The 15417-nt window shown below is 40.4% G+C and carries 16 protein-coding genes; 11 read left to right on the top strand and 5 right to left on the bottom strand.

The window, feature by feature from the left end; genetic code table 11:
* The first annotated feature begins 57 nt into the window (after positions 1–57).
* The 4 genes from ODU46_RS00150 to ODU46_RS00135 all read left to right on the top strand — a co-directional run bounded on the left by ODU46_RS00150 (position 58) and on the right by ODU46_RS00135 (position 3002).
* Positions 58–561 carry a GNAT family N-acetyltransferase gene (locus tag ODU46_RS00150; protein ID WP_024408815.1) on the top strand — a complete coding sequence of 168 codons (504 nt, stop codon included), beginning with the start codon at positions 58–60 and terminating at the stop codon, positions 559–561.
* Positions 554–1021, top strand: coding sequence for an 8-oxo-dGTP diphosphatase (locus ODU46_RS00145; protein ID WP_398579042.1), 468 nt, complete (start codon positions 554–556; stop codon positions 1019–1021). The genes ODU46_RS00150 and ODU46_RS00145 overlap by 8 nt, the downstream gene beginning before the upstream one ends.
* A gap of 199 nt (positions 1022–1220) precedes the next feature.
* Positions 1221–2030, top strand: a complete 810-nt coding sequence (locus tag ODU46_RS00140) for a transporter substrate-binding domain-containing protein (RefSeq protein WP_024410508.1) — start codon at positions 1221–1223, stop codon at positions 2028–2030.
* A gap of 171 nt (positions 2031–2201) precedes the next feature.
* Positions 2202–3002: a transporter substrate-binding domain-containing protein gene (locus tag ODU46_RS00135; RefSeq protein WP_011922504.1), complete on the top strand. Its 801-nt coding sequence runs from the start codon at positions 2202–2204 to the stop codon at positions 3000–3002.
* A 127-nt stretch (positions 3003–3129) separates the two neighbouring features.
* Here ODU46_RS00135 and glgB read toward each other — a convergent pair whose 3' ends face one another.
* The 5 genes from glgB to ODU46_RS00110 form a co-directional block, all read right to left on the bottom strand.
* Positions 3130–4968, bottom strand: coding sequence for a 1,4-alpha-glucan branching protein GlgB (gene glgB / locus ODU46_RS00130; protein ID WP_012775138.1), 1839 nt, complete (start codon positions 4966–4968; stop codon positions 3130–3132).
* A 72-nt stretch (positions 4969–5040) separates the two neighbouring features.
* Positions 5041–6486 (bottom strand): glycogen synthase GlgA, encoded by a 1446-nt coding sequence (glgA, locus tag ODU46_RS00125; protein WP_009909891.1) that lies wholly within the window; start codon positions 6484–6486, stop codon positions 5041–5043.
* An 8-nt stretch (positions 6487–6494) separates the two neighbouring features.
* Complete coding sequence (glgD, locus tag ODU46_RS00120; protein WP_011922501.1) at positions 6495–7610, bottom strand: glucose-1-phosphate adenylyltransferase subunit GlgD; 1116 nt, start codon at positions 7608–7610, stop codon at positions 6495–6497.
* Between the two features lie 12 nt (positions 7611–7622).
* The gene (locus tag ODU46_RS00115; RefSeq protein ID WP_024415421.1) at positions 7623–8750 is read right to left on the bottom strand and encodes a glucose-1-phosphate adenylyltransferase; all 1128 of its coding nucleotides are present in this window, start codon (positions 8748–8750) and stop codon (positions 7623–7625) included.
* Positions 8751–8915: 165 nt separating this feature from the next.
* Entirely contained in the window at positions 8916–9827 is a 912-nt protein-coding gene (locus tag ODU46_RS00110) for a LysR family transcriptional regulator (RefSeq protein WP_012775137.1), read from the bottom strand.
* A 214-nt stretch (positions 9828–10041) separates the two neighbouring features.
* On the opposite strand from ODU46_RS00110, the gene ODU46_RS00105 reads away from it, so the two are divergent.
* The 7 genes from ODU46_RS00105 to ODU46_RS00075 all read left to right on the top strand — a co-directional run bounded on the left by ODU46_RS00105 (position 10042) and on the right by ODU46_RS00075 (position 15413).
* Positions 10042–10815 carry a dihydroorotate dehydrogenase electron transfer subunit gene (locus ODU46_RS00105; protein ID WP_024383447.1) on the top strand — a complete coding sequence of 258 codons (774 nt, stop codon included), beginning with the start codon at positions 10042–10044 and terminating at the stop codon, positions 10813–10815.
* 9 nt (positions 10816–10824) lie between these two features.
* Positions 10825–11766, top strand: a complete 942-nt coding sequence (locus tag ODU46_RS00100) for a dihydroorotate dehydrogenase (RefSeq protein WP_398579041.1) — start codon at positions 10825–10827, stop codon at positions 11764–11766.
* Between the two features lie 164 nt (positions 11767–11930).
* On the top strand, positions 11931–12626 hold the full coding sequence (gene pyrF, locus ODU46_RS00095; RefSeq protein ID WP_289888235.1) for an orotidine-5'-phosphate decarboxylase: 696 nt from the start codon (positions 11931–11933) through the stop codon (positions 12624–12626).
* Positions 12619–12945, top strand: coding sequence for an inorganic diphosphatase (locus ODU46_RS00090; RefSeq protein ID WP_015646807.1), 327 nt, complete (start codon positions 12619–12621; stop codon positions 12943–12945). Before pyrF ends, ODU46_RS00090 begins: the two co-directional genes overlap by 8 nt.
* A gap of 137 nt (positions 12946–13082) precedes the next feature.
* Positions 13083–13715 carry an orotate phosphoribosyltransferase gene (gene pyrE, locus ODU46_RS00085; protein ID WP_014637891.1) on the top strand — a complete coding sequence of 211 codons (633 nt, stop codon included), beginning with the start codon at positions 13083–13085 and terminating at the stop codon, positions 13713–13715.
* 108 nt (positions 13716–13823) lie between these two features.
* Complete coding sequence (locus ODU46_RS00080; RefSeq protein WP_105184236.1) at positions 13824–14750, top strand: glycosyltransferase family 2 protein; 927 nt, start codon at positions 13824–13826, stop codon at positions 14748–14750.
* A 9-nt stretch (positions 14751–14759) separates the two neighbouring features.
* A complete protein-coding gene (locus ODU46_RS00075) occupies positions 14760–15413 on the top strand; it encodes a uracil-DNA glycosylase (RefSeq protein WP_024407153.1) in 654 nt (217 codons plus the stop codon).
* The last annotated feature ends 4 nt before the right edge of the window (positions 15414–15417 follow it).

Raw genomic sequence — 15417 nt, 5'->3', positions numbered from 1 at the left:
CTTGTGCCAACTTGTTTTTTAATGTATACTAGAGGAAAAAATTCGGAGGTACATTAGATGATGATTAAACCACTGGAAACGGAAAGTGAAATGCTAGGCAAGGCCTATGTTCATTGGAAATCGTGGCAGGAAGCCTATGCTGACTTGTTACCTCAGGAATTTTTAAAGAATACTTACACCTTAGAACGCTGTCAAGACTGGGCGGTTCGGTATCCTCAGAATATCTTGATAGCTGTGATGGATGATAAGGTGGTTGGTTTTGCCTGTTACGGCTCGTCTAGTCAGGAGGATTTGCAAGGGGCAGGGGAGCTCTACGCCCTCTATGTCTTAGCGGACTATTATGATCAGAAGATTGGTTACCAGCTCATGCAGGTGGCTTTGGAAAAATTGCAGAGCTACGAAACAGTTACTCTCTGGGTATTGGAGGGGAATGCGCGTGCCATTGCCTTCTATGAAAAAGTAGGTTTCCGATTTGATGGTGTCAAAAAAACGGTCAATTTAGGTGCAGAACGTACAGAATATAGAATGATTTTAAAACAGAAAGAGAGAGAAAATGGCTAGAAAAGAAATGGTCACTTTGACCAACATGTGTCTAATCGAAGACAAGGAAGGGAAGGTCGTCGTGCAAATTAGGGAGCCTGAACGCTATCGTTGGTCTGGTGTTGCCTTTCCAGGTGGACATATTGAAGAAGGCGAGAATTTCCATGATTCGGTTGTTAGAGAAGTGCAAGAAGAAACGGGTTTAACAGTCACTGATGCTCGCTTGGTTGGTCTTAAACATTGGCCGGACAAGGAAGGGCATCGTTATATGGTCTTTCTCTATAAGGCAACGGAGTTTACTGGTACGCTTCATTCAACGGAAGAGGGTGAAGTTCGTTGGGTCGAGAAGTCGGACCTGCCTCAGATGGATTTGGCCTATGACTTACTAGAAATCCTGAAAGTCATGGATGAGCCAGATTTGTCCGAGTTCTTTTATACTAGAAAAAATGACGATGGAGAGTGGGACAAGAATTTTAGGTAGAAGCTAGGAATAGCTTCTTTTTTATGTTATTTGAATAAAAATACAACAAATAAGTTGACAAATGTATAAAAATGAAATAAAATGTTTTTATCTTTCAAAAAAGGAGAAAAAATATGCATTTTACTACAATGAAAGTCCGATGTTTTATATAAAAAACGGTATAAGTATGCACAGGATTATTTTAAAGGAGAATATGATGATGAAAAAATATATTATGACAGGCTTGGTTTTACTGGCAACGATGACCCTAAGTGCTTGTAGTGGAAATGCTACTCAAGAAGATACTTCTTTGAAGGATGTTCAGGAAAAGGGAAAACTAATTGTTGCATTGAATCCAGAATTTCCACCATTTGAGTTTAGAACACTGGTTGATGGCAAAGATACAATCGTTGGAGCTGACATTGAGCTTGCAAAAGCCATTGGTCAAGAATTGGGTGTAGAAGTCGAATTTTCAGCGATGAGTTTTGATAATGTTTTGAACAATGTCCAGTCAGGGCAATCGGATATTGCCATTTCAGGAATTTCAGCCACTGAAGAGCGTGCAAAAGTGTATGATTTTTCCATTCCTTACTACACCTCAACCAATAAAGTTATTATAAATAAAGAGGATCTTGCACAATATACATCGCTTGATTCTCTAGCTGAGGCAAATATAGGAGCACAAAAAGGTTCTATTCAAGAACAAATTATTAAAGAACAGCTTCCGTCCTCCACGGTTATTGCTCTAGCTTCGAACGGCGAGCTAATTAATCAATTAAAATCACAGAAGGTAGAAGCAGTTATTTTTGAAGAGCCGATTGCGAAAGCCTATGTTGCCAAAAATGATGATTTGGTTATTTTAGATACTGAGATAAAAAGTAGCTATTCAGATGCCTATGCTATTGCCTTGCCAAAAGGAAGTACAGCTTTAAAGGAAAAAGTTGACTCTGTCATTACAAAACTAGTGGAATCTGGACAGATGGATCAATTTGTTCAAGAAGCCTATGAATTATCCATTGCTAACAATTAAATTTTATACATTTAAAGTGAATAAAAATAATATTTTCTTGACAAATGTATAAAAATGAATTAAAATGAGAATACATTCTGAAAAAATGCAAGAAAATACAATGAAAATCAATAAGCTTGTGTTTTTTAGAATAAGTATTTTATTAAAATAAAGAGAAGGTATTTAGGAAATATGAAAAAAATCTTGGCATTAGCAGCAACAGTTTTAGCTGGACTGACATTGGCAGCTTGTTCTTCGACGTCATCACAATCCGCATTAGATAAAATTAAAGAAAAAGGAACATTAGTAGTGGCAACTAGTCCAGACTATGCTCCATTCGAGTTTCAGGCACTAGTTGATGGAAAGAATGAAGTTGTTGGTGCAGATATTATGTTGGCTCAAAAAATAGCCGACGAACTTGGGGTCAAGCTTGAAGTTTCAGCAATGAGTTTTGACAATGTATTGTCTAGCGTTCAGAATGGCAAAGCTGATATTGCAATTGCTGGTCTATCTTATTCGGAAGAGCGTGCAAAAGTTTTTGATTTCTCTGAAAGTTACTATCAAATTTCTGATGTATTACTTATCAAAAAAGATAGCGCCAATTCACTCACTTCAATTGATGCTATGAGCGGGAAAACTCTCGCGGTACAAAAGGGTTCAACACAAGAATCCTATGCACAGGAAAACATTAGTCAAGCTAACCTAATTTCTTTAACCTTGATGGGTGAAGCTGTAAATGAGCTCAAATCAGGAAAAGTTGATGCTATTTTAATGGATTCTCCAGTTGCTGCTGGTTATGTTTCACAGAATTCAGATTTAGCCGTTGCATCCGTTGAATTTCCAACGATTGATGAGAATTCGAAAGTCATTGCTTTGCCAAAAGGTAGTACAGAACTAAAAACTGCGATAGACAAGGTTATCGCAGAAGTAAAAGCAAGTGGTGAGTTTGATACTTTCCTTGAGAAAGCTGCAACATATACAAGTGTTGAATAAGAGAAATGAACAATCATCGGAAACGGTGGTTGTTTTTGCATGCAAAAAAGAATGGAGTAAATGAGCCACACACCAAAAGTTAGACAGAAAATTTGGGTCGGTTCAATACTCCATTTTTTATAGATAATTATTTCACACGCTCTAGATAAAAACTGGTCAAACGTGGTACAGTAATTCTGGCTCCATTTTCATCGGGATAGAGGCTAAATGTGTCCATTGGAATAGCATTAGATGAGAAGACAAGTTTATATTCGCTGTCAGCTGGCAAATCCAAGTGTACATCAAATAGTTCTTGATCATTAAAGTTATGAATAGTCAAGATTTCTTGCACATCACTAGTGCGAGAAAAAGCATACAGGCTTGCTTCTTCATCTATTTTTACCCAATTAAATCCTTTTTCATAGGCTTGGTAGTCATATTTCCAGAAAGCATCATGTTCTTTATAGAAAGTAGATAGTGTTTTCATCATTTGATAGAAAGAATGGTGGATTGGAAATTGTAGCAGTCCCCAGTCCATTTCTGTATATTCGTGCCATTCACGGATGTGACCCCATTCATTTCCCATGAAGAGTAATTTCTTTCCAGGATGGGCAAAGTAAAAGCTGTAGTAGACTCGAGCCAGATGGAACTTATCTTCGTAGTCGCCATTCATCTTCTCGATAATGGAGTGTTTCCCATGAACAACTTCGTCGTGCGAAAGTGGTAGTAAGAATTGCTCGTTTTGGTTATAGTACATACCAAAAGTGATTTCATTTGAGTGATATTTTCGATAAATAGCAGGGCGTTCCACGAATTTTAGTGTATCATTCATCCAGCCCAGATCCCATTTCATATCAAATCCAATACCGCCATCTTCTAGAGGATGTGTGACTTTAGGGAAGCTTGAAGAGTCTTCAGCAATCATCAAGACTCCCTTATAGTCGGTATGGACCATGGCATTGACACGTTTGATAAAGTCAATTGCGGCATGATTTATCTTATCTTCATCTGTTTCACCACGCCAATAGAGGAGATAAGATAGTGCATCAACACGGATGCCATCAAAATGGAAATATTCCAACCAGTATTTTAAATTAGAAAGAAGGAAAGAACGAGTCAGTCCTTTTCCAAGGTCAAAATTAGCAGTCCCCCACTGGTGATTTTCACGGTCTTGTTCGTAGGAGTATTCGTATAGCCAACTACCATCAAACTGGTAGAGCCCATGAGCATCTTTACAGAAATGAAGTGGTACCCAGTCAAGAATCACTCCGATTCCTGCTTGGTGACATTGGTCAACTAAATACTTAAGTTCATCTGGCTTGCCATAGCGACTAGTTGGACTGTAGTAGCCTGTTACCTGATAGCCCCAAGACGCATCGAGAGGATGCTCGGTAATTGGCAATAACTCAATATGTGTGTAGTTATTTTCCTTGATATGTTCGATGAGAAGTGGAGTAATTTCCTTATAACTATTGAAAGCTTCTACAGGAGCTCCTCCTTCATTTTTATTAGCAAATTTTTGCTTCCACGAACCTAAGTGCACCTCGTAGATGGATACTGGCTGTTCTTTAAAATCATAGTTAACACGATTATACATCCAGATGTCATCTTTGAATTTATAACGCGAATTGTAGGTTGTAGAGGCAGTGTCTGGACGAACTTGGCTGAAAAATGCATAAGGGTCAGCCTTATATATTTCACGCCCATCGTGTGTGATAATCAGGTATTTATAATCTTCAAGGGATTTTAATCCGTCTACATAAAGTTGAAATACTCCATCAATTTCACGCTCCATAGAGTGACTGCGTTGCCACTCGTTAAAGTTGCCAACTAAGAATACTTCTCTGGCATTTGGGGCATAGACACGAAATTGGGTTCCGATAATTTTGTTTCGTTCTTTTATAATATGAGCACCCATTTTTTCGTAAAGAGTGGTATGCTCACCAGTATTCATATAATATAAATCTAGGTCAGTAAATTCTGTCATAGCAATCTCCATTGCCGAAAAGGAGTGGACTAGGGTCCCACTCCGATTCAGTATATTTTTTCATCTTATTTCCTAACCACTAATTTCACGGTAGAGCCAGATGTATTTCTCTGCCGAAGCTGTCCAACTAAAATCACGCTTCATAGCTTGTTCAACCATGGCATACCAGTCATCGGGACGGTCATAGTAGGTTTGAAGGGCTAAATCATAGACTTGTCGCATATTGTAAGCGTCACGCCCTCCAAAGCTAAAGCCAGTTCCTTCCTTGGTAGACATATTGTATGGTGCTACAGTATCAACCAAGCCACCTGTTTCACGCACTAGAGGGAGTGTTCCGTAGTGCATTGAAATCAACTGGCTAATGCCGCATGGTTCAAACATAGAAGGCATAAGGAAGAGATCACTTGCTGCATAAATTTGGTGGGCAAGTGGTTCATTGTAACCACGGTAGAATGCAAATTTATCAGGATAAGCATGTTTAAAGTGATTAAAGGCATTTTCAATGTCTTCCTCACCATTGCCTAAGATAACAAATTGGACATGGGCTTGAAGAAGATGGCCAAGTACCTCGGTCAAGAGGTAGAACCCTTTTTGCCATGTCAAACGAGAGACGATACCTATCAATAGGACATTCTCATCTTGTGGAAGGGCAAATTGTGCTTGCAGGGCCAGTTTATTAGCCTTTTTACTTTCAATCGTTTCAAGACTATAATTTCTCACAAGGTACTGGTCTGTTTGACTATCCCAACTGTCATAGTCGATACCATTGACAATACCAACCAAGTCATATTTGCGCAACTCTAGTACATGTTGCATGTTTTCGCCGAATTCTTCCGTTAGGATTTCGCGAGCATAAGTTTCAGAAACTGTAGTAACCTTGTCAGCGTATAGGATACCAAGCTTCATGAAGCTGATACATTCATCATGAAAACGTGCAATACCATCCAAATAGTAGCTATAGTCCATGCCAAGCGCTGACCAAAGTGCTTGTTTGTGGAAAATACCTTGAAAAGCCAAGTTATGAATAGTGAATACATGCTTGATATTGCGGAATTCTTCGCGGTAGCTATAGAAAGTACGGCAAAGGAATGGAAGGGCAGCAGTGTGCCAGTCATGTGTGTGCATGACATCCGGGAAGAAATGAAGTGCTTCTAACAGACGACATGTAGCATGTTGGAAATAGCCAAAACGCATGGCATCATCGTCATATCCATATAGTTCATCGCGTTCAAAGAAATCGCGGTGCTCAATAAAATAGAATGTTACTCCATCAACAACCTGACTGTAAACATTTGCCATAGATTGGATGTCGCCAGCCCGCACATCAAAACTTGATACGTAATCGAAATCAGAGTGATTATTTACTGCAATTTTTTTGTATAGTGGTAGAACGACTCGGACATCTAAACCCTGTTTCACCAATTCTTTTGGTAAAGAGCCAATAACATCAGCCAATCCGCCAGTCTTGATGAATGGAAGTCCCTCGGATGCTACAAAGAGAACAGATTTTTTTGTCATGTTAGCTCCTAAATGATTTGGTGTGGTTTCAAGTATGAAGGCGAAGTTTCGCTTCCCTTGATGTCAATTGGGTGAATAATTTTAGTTGCTTTATCGATAATTGCATTTTCAATATTCGCCCCACTCTTGATTGTCACGCCATTGAGAATGATTGAGTTTTTGATAACAACACCTTCTTCAATGATAACATCGCGGTCAATGACTGAATTTTCAACTTGACCATTGATATTCGCTCCATTTGAAATTAGGCTACGTTTGACCTCTGCCAATGGACCATATAAACATGGTGAGCTATCACTTGTTTGAGTATGGATTGGCCAATCATGTTTGAAGAGGAGTTTGCGGGTATCTTGGTCAATCAATTCAATTTGAGTATTGAAGTAGGAAGCTGTCGTATTGATACATGCGACATAATCACGATGTGCATAGCCCATAATCTTGTACTGGTCAACTGTATCACGTAAAATATCTTTTAACCAGTAGAGAGACGACACTTTGTTAGCACGTTTAATCAAGTCGATAAATGTAGTCCGTTTCATAATGTAGGCTTCAAGGGAAACGGGACGGTTTTTATATTTACCGTGGTTTTCTTCAAAAGCTACGACACGACGGTCTTCACCAAATTTGAGAGTTTGGCAGCCGATGAAATTTTCTTTAGCATCTGAAACGTTTTTATAAAGAACAGTAATATCAGCATCCGTTGCAATATGGTCATCCATGACTTTTGAAAAATCCTGGCTATAGATGAAGTAAGATGGAGCAACTAGCACATAATCTTTTGTAGAATTTTCGATGTAGTGGATGTTTTCTGTGAAGGCATTAATATCGTGACGATAGACACTATTTGGGTCTGTTGCGCTATTGAGCAAGCGAAGGGTACCGCGTTTGCTGTTGATATTATAGTGTTTTCCTGTACCAACGTGCTGAATTGTTGAACGCATTTCGGCAGGCATGTATACTTGGAATTCTGTAATTCCAGAGTTTGACATATTGGATAGAGCAAAGTCGATTAGGCGATAACGACCTAAGAAACCGAAAGCTTGTACGCCACGGTGCTTCATCACGTCACCAAAATGTACGTTGTTTCCTTCAATATTTACAATTCCGAGAGTATTTCTTAGCATAGCAGTCCTTTCTTACTTGGTTACATTCTTGTCGATCAAGAGGATATGGTCGATGTCTCCTGTGAGTTTAACTCCGTCAGCAATTTTAATATTTTCAGCGACGATGACGTAGTCAAGCTCAACACCTTCGCCGATAATAGCACCAGGTAGGATGACAGAATTTTTTACTACGGCATTTTGGTTGACTTGCACATCTGTTGAAATAACAGAATGTTCTACAGTACCATCGATGATTGCCCCTTTATCAATATAGGCAGATTTAACCGTTGCAGTTGCACCAATGACTTGGGCAGGAGATCCCTTATCCTCTGAATAGATTCTCCATGAGCGGTCAGAAAGGTCCAAATCTCCAGCGTGGTCAATCAAGTCCATATTGGATTCCCAGAGGCTGTTAACGGTACCTACGTCTTTCCAATAACCACGGAATGGATGGGCAATGAGAGTGCGGCTATCTTCTAAGTATTTCGGAATGATGTCGTGCCCAAAATCGTGAGATGAAGTGTCCAATTTGTCATCTTCTTGAAGGTATTTTTTCAAGGTCTTCCAAGTGAAGATATAGATACCCATTGATGCTAAATTGCTCTTAGGATTTTCTGGTTTTTCTTCAAATTCTTCAATACGGTAATCATCGTCCGTATTCATGATACCAAAACGTGAAGCTTCTTTGATTGGAACTTCGATAACCGCAATCGTGGCATCTGCTTTTTTCTGAATATGTGTATCAAGGAGTTTGTCGTAGTTCATCTTATAGATGTGGTCACCAGACAAAATCAATACGTACTCTGGATCGTGAAGATCAATGAAATCAATGTTCTGTGTAATAGCGTCGGCTGTACCTTTGTAAAGTCCGAAACCTTCGATTTTTTCACTCGGTGGTAATACAAAGACGCCAGATCCTTGTACATCAAGCCCCCAACGTTGAGACTGTGCAACGTATGAGTTCAAGAGAACAGGCTCATACTGAGTCAAAACTCCGACAATATCAATACCTGAGTTGGCACAGTTACTAAGAGGAAAGTCAATAATGCGGTACTTTCCGCCAAATGCGACCGCTGGTTTGGCGACTTTTTTTGTCAACCCTTCTAGACGTGTTCCACGTCCACCAGCAAGAATCATAGCTAACATTTTATTTTGAGCCATCTAACCACTCCTTAATATATATATGATACATGTATTATAGCATAGAGTATAAAAAAATGAAAGCGTTTCCTTAAAGAAAAATGAATTATTTTCATTTTTCTTTTCAACGTCTTTCATAAATGTATCATAACATATTGTATTTTGTTTGTCTATATAAAATGGTATTTATTTTTGGTCGAATTTTACCTCTTCAAGTAGGTAATTGATGAATTTTTCTCCCATGTCGGACAGCAATGCCTTTTCGTGTTGAATATAGACCAATTCGATTTCATCATCAAATTCCAGAGGAATTGATACAATATTATCTCCGTTAAGGTTTGAATTAAGGATACCTGTTGCGATTGTATAGCCATCTAGACCGATTAAGAGATTGAAGAGTGTGGCACGGTCAGATACGACAATCGATTTTTTATGGTGTTCCTGGGCTAGAATTTCTTCTGCAAAGTAGAAGGAGTTGTGAATACCTTGCTCGTAGCTGAGATAGGGGAAATCTACCAAATCATCGAGAGTGATTGACTTTCTTTGTGCCAAAGGATTGGTTTTGCTGACAAATACATGTGGTTTGGCAGTGAAGAGAGTTGTATAGGATAGTCGATTGTCATCCAAAAGTTTCAGCAGAACATCACGGTTGAAATGGTTGAGGAAAAGCACTCCGATTTCTGAGCGGAAATTCTTAACGTCATCAATGATTTCCCAGGTCCGTGTTTCACGTAGGAATAGTTCGTAATCCTCCATCTCAGTTTCTTTCAAAAGCGAGACAAAGGCGTTAACCACAAAGGCATAGTGTTGGGAAGATACGCTGAAGAGTTGGCGTTTTGCATTCGGATTTTTATAGCGATCTTCTAAAAGCTCTGTCTGTTCAACAATTTGACGAGCGTAGGAAAGAAACTCCATGCCATCCTTTGTTAGGGTAATGCCCTTAGAATTACGGAAAAAGATTTTAATTTTCATTTCTTTTTCCAGGTCTCTTACAGCGTTGGAAAGGCTGGGTTGGGTAATGAAGAGTTGTTTGGCAGCCTCATTCATACTGCCTGTTTCTGCAATTTTGATAATATAGTATAATTGTTGGATTCTCATACCTCTATTGTAACATGATTTGACAAATTATTCTAAAAAATGTATAATGCTGAAAATATATCCTTTAACTGAGTCCAGAGAGGCGAAGAAGGGAACGTGATAAATAGGGCAAATACTGCCTTCTTTTCGTGTAACCTTGCTAGCCAGCAAGGTTTTTTTCTCTATATCGACTTTCTTGTTTTCTGTGTCATTGTTATATAGAATAGGAGAAAAGATGATTTTAAAAGAACAGATGTTACTGGTGGACCAAGTCCAACTAGCACCACGAATTTTTGCTATGACCTTGCAGGGTGATATGGTCCAAGATATGAAAATGGGGCAGTTTATCCATATTCGTGTCCCAGATGATTCCATGCTCTTGCGGAGACCAATATCTATTTCCGAGATTGATCGGAATAAGTCTCAATGTCGGATTATTTACCGAGTGGAAGGTCAAGGGACGGAAGTCTTTTCGAAAATGACTGTTGGGCAGTATTTGGATGTTATGGGACCGCTTGGGAAAGGGTTTGAAGTAGACTTTCTCAAAGAAGGTGACCGCATTCTCATCATTGGCGGAGGAATCGGTGTTCCTCCCTTGGTGGAAGTAGCAAAACAGGCGGCGAACCGTGGCGCCAAAGTCACGTCAGTCATTGGCTTTGCCACCAAAGAGGCCGTCATTTTGGAAGAGGAGCTGGCAAGTTATGGGGTGGTCTATGTTACAACAGATGATGGTTCCTATGGGCGTAAGGGGAATGTCGCAACGGTCGTTGAAGAGCTGACAAACGAGTTTGCAGCCATTTACTCATGTGGGGCGCCAGCTATGATGAACTATGTTGACCAACGCTTTCAGGAACATCCTCATGCCTACATTTCACTGGAGGCTAGGATGGCTTGCGGGATGGGGGCGTGCTATGCCTGTGTTGTCAAACCCAAAGAGGGACAAGAACACGAGAACAAGCGTGTCTGCAAGGAAGGTCCAGTCTTTGCGACTGGTAGTCTGATTTTATAGGAGGTTGATATGACAAAACGATTAGCGATTTCTTTACCAGGCTTGGACTTGAAAAATCCCATCATTCCAGCCTCTGGTTGCTTCGGTTTTGGTCAGGAGTATGCAGATTATTATGACCTTAACCAGCTTGGATCCATTATGATTAAGGCGACTACCCGTCATCCTCGTTATGGCAATGTGACTCCCCGTGTAGCCGAGACACCAGCAGGTATGCTCAATGCCATTGGACTTCAAAATCCGGGTATTGAGGCGGTCTTATCTGAAAAATTACCATGGTTAGAGCAACATTTCCCAGATTTGCCCATCATTGCCAATGTGGCTGGTTTTTCCAATGAAGAATATGCCTATGTATCAGGGAAAATTTCAAAAACTCCTAATGTAAAAGCTATCGAGTTGAACATTTCCTGTCCCAATGTGGACCACGGAAATAATGGTCTCTTGATTGGACAGGTGCCAGAATTAGCCTATCAAGCAGTAAAAGCAGCAGTCGAAGCCTCATCTGTACCTGTTTACGTTAAGTTGACACCAAGTGTAGCAGACATAACCCTGTTGGCCAAGGCTGCTGAGGATGCTGGAGCGACTGGCTTGACGATGATAAATACCTTGGTTGGTATGCGATTCAATCTCAAAACTCGACAACCAATCTTAGCAAATGGTACAGGAGGAATGTCAGGTCCAGCAGTTTTTCCGGTTGCTCTCAAACTCATTCGTCAGGTTGCTCAGATGACTGATTTACCAATTATTGGTATGGGTGGTGTGGATACGGCGGACAAGGCTATAGAGATGATGGTTGCAGGAGCTTCAGCTGTAGGGGTAGGAACAGCCAACTTTACAGACCCATTTGCTTGTCCAAAGATTATTCAAGACTTGCCGAAACGCATGGAAGTTTATGGTATTGATAGTTTGGAAGGTTTACGCCGAGAAATTAGACATAGCTTGGGTAAGCGTTGACAAAGGTAAAATAAAAGAGTAATATAAAGAAAATATCTCCTTTAACTAAGTCCAGAGAGGCTAGGAAGGTGTCATGTAATATGCTTGAAAGGTGATTTTCAAGCTGAATTCGTGCACATCCCTGACCGATTTGGCAGGGATTTTTGTGTAAATGAAAGGATTTTATGAAAGAAACAAGACCAATTATTGCCCTTGACTTTGCAGGTAAAGAAGAAGTTCAGTCTTTTCTGGAACAGTTCCCACCAGATGAGAAACTCTATGTAAAGGTTGGAATGGAGTTGTATTATGCGGAGGGACCAGGTATTATCAATTATTTGAAAGGCTGCGGTCACAGTATTTTTCTAGATTTGAAACTGCATGATATTCCTAATACCGTCGAGTCTGCTATGAAAGTCTTGGCAAAACTCGGTGTGGATATGACCAACGTTCACGCTGCAGGTGGAGTTGAGATGATGCGGGCAGCACGAAGGGGATTGGGTAAGGCTGCGGTTTTAATAGCAGTCACTCAGTTGACCTCTACCTCAGAAGAGCAGATGAGAACAGACCAGAATATACAGACTAGTTTGCAGGAAGCGGTTGTTCATTATGCTCAAAGAGCACAAGAAGCTGGTCTTGATGGGGTGGTTTGTTCAGCGCATGAGGTGGCTTTGATTAAAGATGCTACGAGTTCTGATTTTGTGTGCCTGACGCCAGGGATTCGTCCGACTGGCGGTGAAGTAGGCGATCAGAAACGAGTTATGACACCAGCAGATGCTGCTCGAATCGGTAGTGATTACATTGTGGTAGGTCGCCCGATTACAAAATCAGAACATCCTTACCAGACCTATTTGTCTATTAAAGAGGAGTGGAATCGTGGATAAGATTTATCAGATTATAATCGATAGACCTCTCGGGTATATTGATAAATTTGGCAACCAGTACCCCATTAATTACGGCTATGTTCCAAATCTATTGGCTGGAGATGGTGAAGAGCAAGATGTTTACATCATTTCCAAAGCTGTTCGGCAGCCCTTGACAGCTTTCGAGGGGAAATTGGTCGCGATTATCCATCGCAGAGATGATGTTGAGGATAAATGGGTTCTGACAGGTCTTGATGAAAAACTTACCGTGACAGAAATAAAAGAGAAAACTAATTTCATTGAACAGTATTTTGATTCATGGATTGAAATGGTGGACTAAGAGAAATCTGTAAGAATTCAACAGGGATAAATATAGTTTTTTGTAGGGTTCATAGATTGAACCAATACTTTAGGAGTGACAGGCTATTCGGCGGGATGGTCATGTTGGAATGGTACGCATTTAGAAGGAGGTCTATTATGACACTAGCAACAGAAATCGCATCACACTTATTGGATATTAAGGCAGTTCATCTGCGCCCTGAAAAGCCGTTTACATGGGCATCAGGTATCAAATCCCCTATCTATACAGATAATCGTATTACACTATCTTATCCTGAAACTCGAAATCTGATTGAAGATGGCTTTGTCCAACGTATTGAAGAAGAATTTCCTGAGGTTGAGGTGATTGCCGGAACGGCCACAGCAGGTATTCCTCATGGTGCTATCATTGCAGATCGGATGAATTTGCCATTTGCTTACATCCGTAGCAAACCAAAAGACCATGGTGCAGGGAATCAATTAGAGGGGCGCATCGTCAAGGGACAAAAAATGGTTGTCGTTGAAGATCTGATTTCTACTGGAGGCTCTGTTCTAGATGCCGTAGCAGCAGCTGAGCGCGAAGGCGCTGACGTTATTGGTGTTGTGGCAATCTTTACTTATGAATTGCCAAAGGCAGATCGTAATTTTGACAATGCTGGCGTGAAATTGGTGACGCTCAGCAATTATTCAGAGTTAATCAAGGTCGCAAAAGTACAGGGATATATCAATGCAGATGGTTTGAATCTGCTTAAAAAGTTCCGTCAAAATCAAGAAACTTGGCAGGAAGACTAGATTTAAAACGAGCCCACGCACGATTTCTGGGAACTTATCCTGTAAAATGGTATAATAGTCTCTAACGTATTTTGAGAATACAATAATTGACCGTATGAGGAGAAGAACATGATTTCAGTTATCGTGCCTTGTTTTAATGAAGAAGAGGCAATTCCCTATTTTTACGATGCTATGGAGAAAGTTCGTAAGGAGATGGGGGAACAATTTGAGTATATTTTTGTCAATGATGGTTCAAAGGATAGGACACTAACGGTTTTACGCCAATTGTCTGGTCAAGACCGAGCTGTTCGCTATCTTTCCTTTTCAAGGAATTTCGGGAAAGAAGCTGCTCTCTATGCAGGTCTACAAGCTGCGCAAGGTGAGCTAGTGACTGTCATGGATGTTGATTTGCAAGATCCACCTGAAATGTTGATGGAAATGAAGGCTATGTTGGATGGAAATCCAGATTTAGATTGCGTTGGAACCCGTCGTGTCAGTCGTGATGGTGAGCCACCGATTCGAAGCTTTTTTGCAAAATTATTCTACAAATTGATGAATAAAATCAGCCAGGTCGAGGTAGTAGACGGTGCCCGTGATTTCCGTCTCATGCGTCGTCACATGGTAGATGCTATTCTATCTGTGTCTGAATACAATCGCTTTTCAAAGGGAATTTTTGCCTGGGTTGGATTCGAGACAGAATACTTGCCATATGAAAATGTCGAGAGGGTTGCTGGTGAAACTAGTTGGTCTTTCTGGAAATTGCTTTCTTATTCTATTGAAGGAATCATCAATTTTTCAGATACACCTTTGAATATTGCCTCCTATACAGGTTTCTTCACCTTCCTGTTGTCGCTAGTTCTAATGGTTTTTGTGGTTTTCAAAACCTTGGCGTTCGGAGATCCTACAATTGGCTGGCCGTCGACTATTTGTATCATCCTATTTTTGGGAGGTCTGCAGTTGATGACCATTGGTATTCTCGGTAAATATTTGGCAAAAGTTTTCTTGGAAACGAAGAAACGTCCGATTTATATTGTTAAAGAGAAAAGTTCAAACTAGGAGCAGTTTATGGAACATTCAGCTTGGCACGAATTGATAAAGGCACAGTTGCCAGAGCATTATTTTTGTAAAATCAATCAGTTTTTAGATCATGTTTATGCTGGTGGAACCATTTATCCGCCTCGTGAGAAGGTATTTGCTGCCATTCAAACAACGGATTTGGAAGAGGTTAAAGTAGTTATTTTGGGACAGGATCCCTATCACGGACCTGGTCAGGCACAGGGCTTGTCATTTTCTGTTCCGAACTCGGTACCAGCTCCGCCATCTCTTCAAAACATCTTAAAAGAATTGACGGATGATATTGGCGTCAAACAAGATCATGATTTGACAGCATGGGCGGAACAAGGTGTGCTTTTGCTCAATGCTTGTTTAACTGTTCCAGCAGGTCAGGCAAATGGACATGCAGGGCAAATCTGGGAGCCTTTTACGGACGCTGTTATTAAGGTGGTCAATAGCTTAGACCAGCCTGTCGTCTATATTCTTTGGGGTGCTTATGCTCGCAAGAAAAAGGCGTTGATAACCAATCCAAAACATCTGGTTATCGAATCTGCTCATCCAAGCCCTCTTTCAGCCTATCGAGGTTTCTTTGGAAGCAAGCCCTTCTCACAAGCAAATGCCTACTTGACTTCACAAGGCAGAACAGGAATTGATTGGCTTCGATAGTAGA

Origin of the sequence: Streptococcus sp. 2020WUSS089, from assembly GCF_044427405.1 — a bacterium.
GTDB classification, from domain to species: Bacteria; Bacillota; Bacilli; order Lactobacillales; family Streptococcaceae; genus Streptococcus; species Streptococcus hashimotonensis.
Note: the sequence above shows the minus strand (reverse complement) of the source record. Positions and strands in the feature narration are given on the sequence as shown.

Bases quoted from the DNA above. Each gene is read 5' to 3' on its own strand.
- glgD (WP_011922501.1), bottom strand. From the start codon at position 7,610: ATGCTAAGAAATACTCTCGGAATTGTAAATATTGAAGGAAACAACGTA.
- pyrE (WP_014637891.1), top strand. From the start codon at position 13,083: ATGACACTAGCAACAGAAATCGCATCACACTTATTGGATATTAAGGCA.
- ODU46_RS00115 (WP_024415421.1), bottom strand. From the start codon at position 8,750: ATGGCTCAAAATAAAATGTTAGCTATGATTCTTGCTGGTGGACGTGGA.
- ODU46_RS00145 (WP_398579042.1), top strand. From the start codon at position 554: ATGGCTAGAAAAGAAATGGTCACTTTGACCAACATGTGTCTAATCGAA.
- ODU46_RS00080 (WP_105184236.1), top strand. From the start codon at position 13,824: ATGATTTCAGTTATCGTGCCTTGTTTTAATGAAGAAGAGGCAATTCCC.
- ODU46_RS00135 (WP_011922504.1), top strand. From the start codon at position 2,202: ATGAAAAAAATCTTGGCATTAGCAGCAACAGTTTTAGCTGGACTGACA.
- ODU46_RS00150 (WP_024408815.1), top strand. From the start codon at position 58: ATGATGATTAAACCACTGGAAACGGAAAGTGAAATGCTAGGCAAGGCC.
- glgB (WP_012775138.1), bottom strand. From the start codon at position 4,968: ATGACAGAATTTACTGACCTAGATTTATATTATATGAATACTGGTGAG.
- ODU46_RS00105 (WP_024383447.1), top strand. From the start codon at position 10,042: ATGATTTTAAAAGAACAGATGTTACTGGTGGACCAAGTCCAACTAGCA.
- ODU46_RS00140 (WP_024410508.1), top strand. From the start codon at position 1,221: ATGAAAAAATATATTATGACAGGCTTGGTTTTACTGGCAACGATGACC.
- ODU46_RS00100 (WP_398579041.1), top strand. From the start codon at position 10,825: ATGACAAAACGATTAGCGATTTCTTTACCAGGCTTGGACTTGAAAAAT.
- pyrF (WP_289888235.1), top strand. From the start codon at position 11,931: ATGAAAGAAACAAGACCAATTATTGCCCTTGACTTTGCAGGTAAAGAA.
- ODU46_RS00110 (WP_012775137.1), bottom strand. From the start codon at position 9,827: ATGAGAATCCAACAATTATACTATATTATCAAAATTGCAGAAACAGGC.
- glgA (WP_009909891.1), bottom strand. From the start codon at position 6,486: ATGACAAAAAAATCTGTTCTCTTTGTAGCATCCGAGGGACTTCCATTC.
- ODU46_RS00075 (WP_024407153.1), top strand. From the start codon at position 14,760: ATGGAACATTCAGCTTGGCACGAATTGATAAAGGCACAGTTGCCAGAG.